Genomic DNA, 12,771 nt, shown 5'->3' with positions numbered 1-12,771 from the left:
CAGTAGCAACAAGGTATGATAAATTAGCCCGGAATTATGCAAGTACACTGGCCTTGGCTTGCTGCCTTATATGGCTGCCAATGTGGGTTGGCTAAATTATGAACAGCAAAGATCAACAGGCCCTAGTGTAAACGCCATTGTTTTATCGCTCTGTTTAATTTACGTTGTCGATAATTTTACTGGCTTATCTGCCCGCTTCAGTCTTGGATATTCTATGCTGACCACACTCGCCATTTTTAATTATCGCTCTCTGCGTGAAATCGTCTTGCCCCTAGGGCAACTCAATTTAATCACAGGGGCAAATGGCAGTGGTAAATCGAATCTATACAAGGCGCTACGTTTACTGGCACAAACGGCGCAAGGCGGCGTCGTCAACGCCTTAGCCCAAGAAGGCGGACTCGACTCCAGCTTTTGGGCGGGGCCAGAAAACTTCACCAAAGGCATGTTAGCAGGCGACACCGCCATTGAAACCACCGTCAGGCAAGCGCCAAAACGCCTAAAGCTTGGGTTTGCTGGCGAAGATTTTAGCTACCTTATTGAACTCGGTTTACCTAAACCCGACGCCACTACGCTGTTTGGCTTAGATCCACAAATCAAGCGCGAAGCCATTTGGAGCGGACCTAAGTATCGCCCCTCCACTGTGTTAGTTGAGCGCCGTGGTCCTATGGTGAAAACCCGCAGCACTGATGGGCAAGGCTGGATAACATTAGGCGCCCACCTGCAAACTGGCGACAGTATTTTTACCGAACTTGCCGATCCAGAGCGCTGCCCAGAAGTGCTCAAGCTTCGTGATAGTATTCGCGCATGGCGCTTTTACGATCACTTCAGAACCGATGCCGAAGCCCCTGCACGGCGCCCACAATTAGGCACGGCCACACCAGTATTGCACCACGATGGCCGTGATTTAGCCTCGGCAATTCAAACCATTTTTGAGATTGGTGATAAAACCGCTTTCGATCATGCGGTCAGCGATGCGTTTCCCGGTGCTAAGGTTCGAATCGAGCCTCAAGAGGGCGGCATTTTAGTGCTCGCATTTCATCAGCATGGTTTATTAAGGCCACTCAATGCCAGTGAATTGTCGGACGGCACCCTGCGTTATTTGCTGTTAATCGCCGCCCTACTGACCCCAAGACCGCCAGAGCTTATGGTGTTAAATGAGCCAGAAACCAGTCTGCATCCAGATTTATTGCCCGCGCTGGCACGCTTAATTGCTAAGGTATCAGAGGAGTGTCAGCTGTGGGTGGTATCCCACGCCAATCGGCTTATCAATGCCTTAAGCCAATTTGAACACTGCAATACCTTGGCCTTAGACAAGACCTTAGGACAAACGCAGATCCAAGGCCAAGACTTGCTCAATACGCCCAGTTGGCTATGGCAGAATCGTTAGTCGGCGGTGTTAACGCGATTGCCCTCATCAATCGTAAAATACCGCGAGCCATAGGGTTTCTGAACTTTTAGAAGTCGAAGCGACGCGGTGTTTTTGATGGGGTACAATCGTTAAGTAATCACCTGGGGTTAGCGTCACGGGTTCACCTTGTTCAAATTCAAGCGTCGCCTCCCCTTTAAGTAACATCACCCATTCATGCTGAGTTTGATCGTACCATTGACCGTCAGGCGTAGCTTGCCCATTAGAAACGATGCGCTCTATGGTCACAGAGTCATTACCCGCCAGTTTTTCAAACACTTCCGCCGATAAATCTGTGGGTAATTTTGCAAAAAAGTTATCAAGCATTTTGTGTTTATTCCTCTGCTTTTATTCGCTCTATCTGCTGATTAAACAGTATTTTTAACAATCAAACATTGAGAAACGAAACCATTAACCGCTATGATATGCGCACTGAAATACTCAAGGGCCATGAGTATCCATCAGATAAGCTTATTGTTTTACATATGGATATGGAGATTTCCCCTGATGTCGTTGTTTCGCGCACTCAAAGCCAAGTTATTCCCCTCAAGCCAAACTAGCCGCGATCCAAAAGACATTCAGCTTCAAACTGAATCACCTGTAGCCTGCCAAGAACAAGCGCTAACTCAGGCGCCGTCAGTCGCTGTACCGCTATTCCAGCGTCACTTCAGCTTAAAAATCTATGCGACAAAGGCAGACGCGACCGCTTGTGAAGAAAATGCCGACCACAACTTAACTCTTTATCACTACGATGCGCCCCAAGCAATAGAACTCTTAGGCTGGGAAAATGCTAATGAATGCTGCGAATTTCATCATACCGAATTTGACCGCCTCGAAATGGGCAATCAACTCCCGTTTCCAGAGCAACATTTTTGGCTCGGCACAGAAAAAGTCTGCAGTATCACAGCTCAAAAGAACCACCAGGAAACCACATTATGGCAGGCTGAACTTAACAATCGAGAGGATCTGTTAATAAGCCACTTTACGCTCGATGCAGACTATAAAGTACAAGGCGACATTCAAGATTACGCCAGCTTAACTGGCCAACTACATCGCACTTATCATCAACTCGATTCTGAAGACGGCGCGGGTATGCTCAGAATTGTCACCCAAACGCCCAATCTCACAGAAGCCGTTGACTCAAACTACTTTGGTGAACGTCATGGCGTTTCCCGCCAGTTCGACGCTCTGGGGACCTTGTTATTTGAAGGTAACTTTATTAATGATCAACAACTTGGACAGCAAGCTTGGTATGATCATGAGGGCAACATAACCCAGAGTGAAGAACGCAGTACGAGCGGCATATTAGTCAAACGCTATTACAGTAATGGGCAAGTCAGAGAGGATGCTGAACTTGATCGTGATGGCAACTACGTCAATACCTTGAGTCGCTATTATGAGTCAGGCAAATGCTGGCTGACTCGACCTATGCTGGCGAATAAAATCCACGGCATTGAATATATGTACTATGAATGTGGCGCCCTTCAGGCCGAACTGAGTCACGAGCATGGCAACTTAGTTAAAGAGGTATGGTTTCATCCTAATGGCCAGCTCAAACAAAAAATACTCGTCAATGACGCGGGCAAGAGCTTTGAAACCTTTTTTGAAAATGGTCAATTGTCATGGCGTGAGCAATTTAATCCGCAGGGGCTTATCTATGGTATTCGCCAAGAATGGCACCCTAATGGACAGCTCGCATTACAACTTAACTTCGACAACGGTCTCGCACAGGGAAATCGTGAAAAATGGTACGCCAATGGCCAGCTTGAGGCAAAAATCCCATTTGAACAGGGTAAAGAGCAAGGCATGGCCTACTGGTATCATGACAATGGCCAACTGTCTCTCGAAATGTACCTAGAGAAAGGACTCAGGGAAGGCCTGTTTAAAAGCTACTACAAAAGTGGCGTGCTCTCGGCTGAAGGCCAATATAAAAATAACCTCTCGGTAGCCCCCTTTATCGAATATTACGAAAACCAGCAAGTTCAAATGTATTTACCGCACACCCAAGGCAACCGTGATGGCACTGCCCGCTGGTTTTACCAAGATGGCACGATACGCACTATCTCTGAGTATGAAGTGCGCGACGGCCAAGGCTACCTCAGAGAATCCAGTTTTTATAACAAAAAAGGGGTTCTCGAATCCTATCAAAGTCACTCAAATACCCGCTGTGGCTATCATCTTGAGAATAATCAAAGGGAATACTATCAAGAAGGTATTGCCGATATTCGCATCGAATACTATGAAGATGGCGCCATTCGCTGGTTGCTCACACGAACTCAAGGGGATTTATTTAGCTCTAAATCCTTGTCCCCTCAAGGTTTAATTCTAGAAACTGGCACAATTCAAATTATCGATGGCCGTTACCTCGATGTCGGCCATTGGCAACGGTTTACGCCCCAAGGACAAGTGTATCGCGAAGTCTGGCTAGATGAAGAAGGCCAACTTATAGAAAGTCGTCACTACTTTGATGCTAATCAGCCTCTATCAACTCAAGAAGATGACGAAGCAGAATGGGATAACGCAGAGCCCCGTAATTATGGCTATGATAATTGCGACATCAGTGACTATGATGAAAGCGAAGACGAGGCTGATGACTTTGATTATGATCGTGCTGATTGGGAAAATGACGGGCTAAACCAGCGTTCAGATAACCGTGAACATAGCGCTAGCCATAGTAGCAATAGCGCATATTTGTCCCGCAACAAGTATCACAGACTCAATGGCGATACCACAGCGAAACAAGCACAAACACAAGCCGCAGCGGATGTCGACGCCAAAGAGCCGATATTGTCTTACCACTTAAAATTTGACGACGAAAGTAAGCTTTATTCAATGAAGCGCTATCATCCCAATAGCCACATTGCCGAAGAAGGTAATTTACAGATCCAAGGAGAAGAACAATTCTGGGTCGGTATCCACAATCAATACGATGAGCAAGGTAAGCTCAAGCTCTCAGAAACCTACACTATGGCAGGAGAGCCGATAGAGCACACCACCAGCACGAATGCGATATTGTTAAATTAATCAAGTTGATATGGATAATGTCAGTACCAATAGATATGAAGGGTAGTATAGATAATGCGGTAAGCCCTGATTTAACTTGGCTTACCTTATTTGTCTTACTTACCTTAATCGCCAGCTCGATAGAAGTAATGGAAATCTAAGTAGTAACACTTAAAACTAAAGTGCAAAAGTGGCGATAGTCTTTTGAATACCAACGACATCCGTACCACGTTTAAGCTCTTTGACTAAAGGCTCACTCTGGCCTGAGATCCAGATTTTGAGCTCAGCATCTAAATCAAAATGGCCAGTGGTTTCCACTTCAAAATGGGTAATGGATTTATACGGTATGGAATGGTAGGTGACCTTCTTGCCAGTAAGCCCCTGCTTATCAATTAAGATCAAACGTTTATTGGTGAAAATAAACAAATCGCGGATCACTTTGTAGGCGAGTTTTAATTCTTCTTGAATGCCCATAATAGGCCTTAATTCTTCGGCTAATTCCTGTAAATCAACCTCAGCAGCATTACCGAGTAAACCGTCTAACAGTCCCATTTTAACATCCCTTATTATTGATATTATTTTCAATAAGATATCTGCTGATAACCGAATGTGCAATATTGGGCTTTGATGAAAATATGGGAGTAGCTATGGTGAGGGTAACATAGATATAGGTAGACAAATTAAGCGCGCGGATGCAGGCTGAATGGGTGTGAGGAGCATTACACTCTGCAATGCTCCAAATGACAGATGTTAAAGGTGTTTCTGGCCTCGCACTTGACGGTTTTCACCGACCACCATCATTTCGCATTTAGGACAGTCAAAGACCAGCTTGAGCACATCGTTACCGATTTCAAGCACCATAGGATCGGCCTTGATGCCTGGTACTTCCTTCGGACACAAATTAAAGTTAAAGCGCAGACAATGCTTAGTGATCATCAATGGCACGTCTTCGGTGACGCCATTTTTCTCATAGGTGTCTTGGATCTCAATTACGCCGTGGCGTTGATAAAAATCCTTGGCCTTTTCGTTGGCAACGTTGCCTAAGTAACTCAAATGCTTGACGGGATAGACTGCATCTTGATTATGCTTCCACGGCAGTGGACGCACATAGCCTTGCACACGAGCAGCCTCTAAGGCGGCCACACCATCACGGCGCAGACCATTGAGTACAGATGCAGGCAAGAACCAAGCTTGGGCCGTATCGATACTAATGCTACGGGCAACAAAGTCAGTACTGCCGAGCTTACCCAGCTGAGTACGGGTATTTTGTAGGGTCTTGTCGACATCTGTCGCAGGTGTCTTCTCGACCGTTAAATTCACTGTAGCGCTTAGGCCATAGATATCAGTCAAGGTCAGCGCCAGTCCGTCTTCGGTGTCGCTCAACCGTAAATCGACGCCGATAATCCGCTTAGACGATTCTTTCGATAACAGGGCTTCGAAGGCTTGGTTATGGTTACGGTACAAAGTCATGCCGACTTTTAAATCCTTTGGCACCTGCAAAATATGCAGCTTTAAGCCTTCGGCGCGGTTAACTCGCAGGCCTTGCAGCTTGTCATCGGATTGTTTAGCCATGGCAAAATTCGCAGGGAAAAACGCTAAGCCATCGCCGTTATTAAACTCATGGGTTGAGCTCACTTGGATAAAGTCTTTGCCTATGCTGACCACTTTACCGACTTCTTCACCGATATATTTTGGCGAGCGGAAATCTTTAATGCCTTGGCTACGTTCGTTAACAAAGTAATCTGTGCTGCCACGGTTAAAAGTCTTTTCAGGATCGGGGATAAAAGAATGTTCACAACGGCCGTGGGACGAAGCCTTAAACTCAGGGCGACGCGCCATAATCGCATCCAACTTTTGGCGATAATGCGCGGTGACGTTTTTAACGTAACTTAAATCTTTTAAGCGACCTTCAATCTTAAACGAGCGAATGCCAGCGTCGATGAGCGCTTCGAGGTTTTCGGTTTGGTTATTATCTTTTAAAGACAATAAGTGTTCATTCTGCGCTAACACATCGCCTTGACGGGTTTTAAGATTGCCCGGCAAGCGGCACATTTGCGAGCATTCGCCGCGGTTAGCACTGCGGTTACTAAAGGAATGACTCAAGTTACACAAACCACTGTAAGCCACACACAGAGCGCCGTGGATAAAGAATTCGAGCTGCATATTCGTATGTGCGGCCACATCACGGATTTGGCTCAAGCCTAATTCGCGGGCGAGCACCACCTGAGAAAAGCCAACTTGCTCTAAGAACGCCACTTTTTCTGGACTGCGATTATCCATTTGTGTACTGGCATGCAGGGCAATCGGCGGCAAATTGAGTTGCAATACACCCATGTCCTGCACAATCAGCGCATCGGCACCGGCTTCGTACAATTGCCAAATGAGTTTTTCGGCGTCGGCAAGTTCGTTATCCATCAAAATGGTATTGAGGGCTACGAATACCTGAGCATGATATTGATGAGCATAAGTACAGAGTCGCGCGATATCTTCAACACTGTTACCTGCCGTTGCCCGCGCACCAAATGCGGGCCCCCCTATGTATACCGCATCGGCGCCATGGCGTATGGCTTCAATACCGTAGTCAGCATTTTTTGCAGGCGCCAATAACTCAAGGCGGTTATGGACGTGAGAAAGATTCTCGGGAGTGTATATCTCTGGCTGGCTCATGGCTTCAAAGGCTCAACAGGGTCATTAACAAAAAAGAGCGTAATTATAGCAAGAACTCAAATCCAGCTCTATCAGCAAATCATCAACTAATGCGCTTTACTTCGATGCTTTAGTCATCTCAGAAAGGTTCATGCCACAGGCAATCTTTGGGCGTCGCACTTGCACCCTCAAGCCTAGCAGAGTATCTTTGCGGCGCATTGACGAATAGGCCTCATTATGACTGATTTTATTTACCAACCACCGACAACTCCTTGGCTCGATATTCTTTATCAAGATAAAGACATTATCGTCATAAACAAACCTTCGGGATTGTTGTCTGTGCCCGGTCGCGATCCAGCCCATTACGACAGTGTCTATGCTCGAGTAAAAGCTGAACATCCCCATAGCCAAATCGTCCACCGCCTCGATATGGCGACCTCAGGCGTGATCGTTGTTGCCCTTATTCGTAGCGCCGAGCGTGAGTTAAAACGTCAGTTCCACGATAGAGAAACCAGCAAGACCTACTTTGCAAGGGTCGCTGGACATGTCAAAAATGATACGGGTAGCGTTGATTATCCGCTGATCTGCGACTGGCCGAATCGCCCCAAACAGAAAGTCGATCATCTTGTGGGCAAACCGTCTTTAACTCACTACCAAGCAATAAGTCGTGCCAAACGCTCGACGCTGGTGAAACTCACGCCAATCACTGGCCGCTCACACCAATTGCGCGTGCATATGATGGCGCTAGGCCATCCGATCTTAGGTGATGGTTTTTATGCCGATCCACTGGCCAAATCCTTAGCACCACGCCTATTACTGCATGCGGCAGAGCTCACCATCAAACATCCTTACACGGGTGTCAGTATGACTTTTACCGCAGAAGTGCCTTTTTGTGAGCCTTTGGGCGAACAATGATCACTAAAATCAACTAAGACGGGCAAAATCGGTAGCAATTCCCCATAAAAAAACGTAACTTTATGACAATTCATTACGTTATAGAGAGTTTATTTATGGATACCGCATTTCAGCGCGATCAACTCGATAATCATATCCTCGAAGCCTTAATGCAGGATGCCCGCACGCCCTTTGCTGAGCTAGCTAAACGCTTTAGCGTGAGCGCCGGCACTATCCATGTTCGGGTAGAAAAAATGAAGCAAGCGGGGATCATCACAGGCGCGCAGATCACAGTAAACCCTAAAGCCCTAGGTTATGACGTCTGCTGTTTCATCGGTATCAATCTTAAAAGTGCAGGCGATTACCCCGCCGCCATAGCCAAACTCAACGCACTCGAAGAAGTCGTCGAAGCCTATTACACCACAGGCAACTACAGTATTTTCGTAAAGGTAATGTGCCAGTCCATCGATGGTTTACAGCACGTACTCATCAATCGCATTCAATCTATCGATGAAATCCAGTCAACAGAAACCTTAATCAGCCTACAAAACCCAATAGTCAGAGCGGTTAAGCCTTAGGCTACAAAACAGCAAGCACAAACAAACGGAACTACGCATGGCAAAGTGTGATTAACATCTTTTTAACCGCGAAAGTGTTAACCATACGGTATTTTTGTGTTACAACTTCATTGCTGACATCAAAGAGTGCAGCAAAAACTATAACAATTCAGCTACAAGCACATCAATAAAGTGCTGAAAGCATTAATTGACAAGGAAGAAGTTGTGAAGACAAAACTATCGATCGCGATCTCCGCTGCACTACTATCAAGCGCAGCTATTGCTAACAGTGAATTTACTTTTAAACCCTACTCACCCGAGATCACATCTCACGATAAATTTAGCAAACCTAATGTGGCGACAACAAATTTAGGTGCACCGCAACGTTTTATTGTTGAAATGGAATCTCCTGCACTCGCTAAATACCAAGGTGGTATTGGCTCATTTGCGGCGACAGCTTCAGCAAAAGAAGGTCAAAAAATTAACGTACAGTCAGCTGAAGTAAAAAACTACGCCAATCATCTTACAAAAGAGCAAAACAATTTTGCTTCTGCTCTAGCTAAAACAGTACCTAATGCCAAAGTTGAACGCCATTTCCAAACTTTATTTAATGGTGTCACTGTTGTTGGTCAGGGATTAACAGCTGAAAAACTGGCTCAAATGCCAGGTGTTAAATCAGTCTATCCAGAAACCATGTATGAAATTAGCATGGATGCATCACATCAAATTATTAATACGCAAGCGATGTGGGATGCTGTATCAGGAATGGAAAATGCCGGAAAAGGCGTTAAAGTCGCAGTAATTGATGGTGGTATTCGTCCTGAAAACCCCATGTTTGCTGACGCTGGCTTTACTGCACCAAGTGGGAATTTACCATCGGATGACTATTGCTCGACTGTTGATGCATCTTTCTGTAATAACAAACTGATCGTTGCGCGTTGGTCACAACCTACCTTCCCTGTTTGCGCTGATGAATATATGAGCCCACTCGGTTTTGGTGGTCATGGTACTCACGTAGCAGGAACGGCTGTTGGTAATAAAGTATCAACAACCTTCAAAGAAATTCCGGTTGAGTTATCAGGTGTTGCTCCAGCTGCTTACCTAATGGTTTATAAAGCTCTGTATAGTAAAGCTGACTGTACTGGTGGTAGTGGTTCCAACATTATGTTGATGGAAGCCCTCGAACATGCAGTGAATGATGGCGCAGATGTAATCAACAACTCTTGGGGTGGTGGCGCAGGTGGCGACCCAGCCAGCAGCCCATACAAAACAATGTTTGAAGCTGCAGAAGCTGCGGGTGTTGTTGTCGTTACGGCTGCGGGTAATGATGGTAATGGCCCTCAAACTATTGGCTGTCCAGCTTGTATTGAATCAGGAATTACCGTTGCTAACACTACAACTGGGCGTTTTTTTGCGAATAGCTTTAATGCAGGTGGTGATGATTTACTTGCTATACCAAGTTCTGATGCAGTCCTTTCAGAAGATATTACAGCTCCAGTTATTGCCGCCGTTAATTTAGATGCTGAAAATGCCAATGGTTGTGATGCCTTTGCCGCTGATTCGTTCAAAGATGGTATTGCATTGATTTCTCGTGGAACATGTAACTTTTCATTAAAAGCAACAAACGCAAAAGCTGCAGGCGCTAAAGCCCTTGTTGTTTATAACAATGCAGCAGGCGCACCAACGACTATGTCTATGCCTGGTGAGCCATTCCCAGCTGTAATGATTACTAAAGATGCAGGTTTAGCCGTAATTGAAGCTATGGGAGATACCGTAACAACAGGCACCATAGTTTCAAAAACTAAACGCATCATGGTTTCTGAACTTGCTGATAATCTAAATAGCACCAGTTCACGCGGTCCAGATGGCAACCAAAATATCCTTAAACCGGATATCGCGGCACCTGGTACCAACATTCTGTCAGCCTTTTCTCCTGATGATGGTGGTGAAGACTTCAATATGATCTCTGGCACCAGTATGGCAAGCCCCCATGTTGCAGGTGCTGCAGCCCTAATGAGCCAATTGCACCCAGAGTGGAGTGCAAATGATATTAAAACCGCTCTTACCTCTACTGCCAAGTTTGAAGGTATTCTTGATGATGATGCGGTAACACCAGCAACTCCTTTTGACATGGGCGCAGGTCGGATGGATTTAGATGCTGCAGCTAAGGCAGTATTAACCTTTGACAAACCTTCAATAGCTTCAGACTCTTGCGTTGGTCCATGTACCTTCACTCGAACTGTCTATAACAAAAGCGATGCAACAACATCTTGGAGCTTATCAACCTCATCCGATAGCACAGGAATCACAGTATCCCCCTCTACCTTAGAACTTGCTGCAGGAGCTTCAGCCACGTTTACTGTAACCGTTGACTCAACTTTCGCTACGTATGGTGAGTGGATCTTCGGTAACGTATTGATAAACAGCACTGAAGGATTACAAAATGCTCACTTACCTCTAGCAGTTTTGGCTAAAGAGTCAAGTAACGCATCATTAATCTCCACTCAGACGACAAAAACAGACATTACAGCAAGTGATGTAATCCCATTGGTCGCTACTGTAAATAATAACGTATTTGCAAATACAGTTACTGTAACAGCACAAGCACCTAAAGGAACTAAGCTAACCTCAAAAGATGATGTTAAAGTCACTTTAGCGGGTGCGACACAAAATGGATTGCAGGTAAATGAAGATTTAGGCTTAGTGACATGGGTAGGCCAACTAAATTTACCTAAAATGGCCACTACAAAAGGTGCTCAGAGATTCCCAAGTATTGTAGATTTAGGTGTAACACCTGTTACATGCCCTGACGGCTGTGATGAACAAGCCTTTACTTTTACAGTTCCGAGCTTTAAATACAACGGTGTGAGCTACAGTAAAATAACAATTTCAGATAATGGATTAGCTATTGTTGGTGGCGGAAGCGCAAGTGGTACTTTTGCAAATAAACAATTACCAGATGGCAGTAACCCAAATAATATTTTGGCCCCCTTCTGGTCAGATTTCGACCTATCCGATAAGTCTGTCGGCGATACTGGCGGTGGTGACTTAGCAGTTGGTGTATTCACAGATGGCGCTGGGGTGAAGTGGCTAGCATTAGAGTGGAATAAAGGCCAACTCTATGGCGACACATCAGGTACATCTTATACATTCAGTATTTGGATTAGGACCGGTGATACTGAAGAGGTTGTCTTTAACTATATCGATATTCCAAATATGCCTGCAAGCATCACTATTGGTGCAGAGAACGTAGGCGGAACCATTGGGACGACTTATAACTTTAATGGTACTGGTGGCAGTATTGCTACTGGTGATGCATTAACGTTAAAAAATACAACTGCTGGAAATGTAACAATTAACTACGATGTTACAGCTACGTCACTCAATGTTGGACAAGCTGATGCAATAGAAACCAATGAGGAAACTTTAGTATCTATAGATGTCTTAAAAAATGACATCAAGCCAGATATGAAGGTTGCTCGTGTATCAATTACAGGTGATGGCATTACGGCAAATGCCCAACGCATTATTGATGTCATGCCAAAAGGAGCATTAGGCAGCTTAGCTATTGTACAAGCACCTACACACGGCACTGCTGTAATCAATTCAACGGGTGGAATTGATTACACACCTGCTGAGAATTACTTTGGTCCAGATATACTTAGCTATACATCAGCAGACGAAGATGGCAATACTGGCGCTGCAGCAATTGTTACAATTGACGTAAAAAATGTGAATGACGCACCAACAGTCGCTCCAGTCGGTTCAACGGGTGTTGAAGGTTCTGTGTTAACAGCAAAAGCTAATGGCGCAGATATAGATCAAGATGCCTTGACTTATACCTGGACTCAGACAAGTGGAACTCCAGTGACTTTCACAAACGGTGGAGAGATTATAAGTTTCACTGCACCTAGTGGAGCACAAGATCTGATCTTCACTGTAACAGCATCTGATGGAGAATTAGAAAGTGTGCCTGGTACAGTGACTGTTAAAGTAACTGCCAAACCAACGCCTCCTCCAGTTAAAAAAGATGATGGCGGTGCACTTGGTTGGTTAACTGTATTGTTGTTACCTCTGGCGGCAATGCGTCGTCGTATGAAGTAACAAGAAGTTAAACAGTAAAAAGGGAGCCTTAATGGCTAATGCCGTTCACTTAAGAGTGAACGGCATTTTTCTTTGGTCTAACCGGATACTTGTTTTTACTCATTTTAAGGACTCTTGGATAAGCCCTTTCCCGTTTACCATCCAACTTAAATTGCCGTGCAT

General features: G+C 45.2%; 8 protein-coding genes and 1 pseudogene. 6 read left to right on the top strand and 3 right to left on the bottom strand.

The features are described from left to right. Both MO387_RS20470 and MO387_RS20465 read left to right on the top strand, forming a co-directional pair. Positions 1 to 95 (top strand): annotated as a pseudogene (locus tag MO387_RS20470) (IS5/IS1182 family transposase); the annotation flags it as partial. Between the two features lie 119 nt (positions 96 to 214). Then, positions 215 to 1,387 carry an AAA family ATPase gene (locus MO387_RS20465; RefSeq protein WP_107949046.1) on the top strand — a complete coding sequence of 391 codons (1,173 nt, stop codon included), beginning with the start codon at positions 215 to 217 and terminating at the stop codon, positions 1,385 to 1,387. Positions 1,388 to 1,414: 27 nt separating this feature from the next. Here the strand turns inward: MO387_RS20465 and MO387_RS20460 are convergent, their stop codons facing one another. Then, positions 1,415 to 1,732: a cupin domain-containing protein gene (locus tag MO387_RS20460; RefSeq protein WP_107949049.1), complete on the bottom strand. Its 318-nt coding sequence runs from the start codon at positions 1,730 to 1,732 to the stop codon at positions 1,415 to 1,417. Between the two features lie 180 nt (positions 1,733 to 1,912). On the opposite strand from MO387_RS20460, the gene MO387_RS20455 reads away from it, so the two are divergent. After that, positions 1,913 to 4,429: a toxin-antitoxin system YwqK family antitoxin gene (locus tag MO387_RS20455; RefSeq protein WP_107949051.1), complete on the top strand. Its 2,517-nt coding sequence runs from the start codon at positions 1,913 to 1,915 to the stop codon at positions 4,427 to 4,429. 156 nt (positions 4,430 to 4,585) lie between these two features. Here the strand turns inward: MO387_RS20455 and MO387_RS20450 are convergent, their stop codons facing one another. Together MO387_RS20450 and MO387_RS20445 are read right to left on the bottom strand one after the other, a co-directional pair. Beyond that, positions 4,586 to 4,960, bottom strand: a complete 375-nt coding sequence (locus MO387_RS20450; protein ID WP_106651556.1) for a PH domain-containing protein — start codon at positions 4,958 to 4,960, stop codon at positions 4,586 to 4,588. Positions 4,961 to 5,158: 198 nt separating this feature from the next. Continuing rightward, a complete protein-coding gene (locus MO387_RS20445; RefSeq protein ID WP_106651557.1) occupies positions 5,159 to 7,075 on the bottom strand; it encodes a U32 family peptidase in 1,917 nt (638 codons plus the stop codon). Positions 7,076 to 7,291: 216 nt separating this feature from the next. Between MO387_RS20445 and rluA the strand changes: the two genes are divergently transcribed. From rluA to MO387_RS20430, 3 genes are all read left to right on the top strand, one after another. Beyond that, positions 7,292 to 7,969: a bifunctional tRNA pseudouridine(32) synthase/23S rRNA pseudouridine(746) synthase RluA gene (gene rluA, locus MO387_RS20440; RefSeq protein ID WP_107949053.1), complete on the top strand. Its 678-nt coding sequence runs from the start codon at positions 7,292 to 7,294 to the stop codon at positions 7,967 to 7,969. Positions 7,970 to 8,064: 95 nt separating this feature from the next. After that, a complete protein-coding gene (gene asnC / locus MO387_RS20435; RefSeq protein WP_006080290.1) occupies positions 8,065 to 8,526 on the top strand; it encodes a transcriptional regulator AsnC in 462 nt (153 codons plus the stop codon). 204 nt (positions 8,527 to 8,730) lie between these two features. After that, entirely contained in the window at positions 8,731 to 12,609 is a 3,879-nt protein-coding gene (locus MO387_RS20430; RefSeq protein WP_107949055.1) for a S8 family serine peptidase, read from the top strand. Positions 12,610 to 12,771 lie beyond the last annotated feature (162 nt).

This window comes from Shewanella sp. N2AIL (assembly GCF_022690845.1).
Lineage (GTDB): Bacteria > Pseudomonadota > Gammaproteobacteria > Enterobacterales > Shewanellaceae > Shewanella > Shewanella baltica.
Note: the sequence above shows the minus strand (reverse complement) of the source record. Positions and strands in the feature narration are given on the sequence as shown.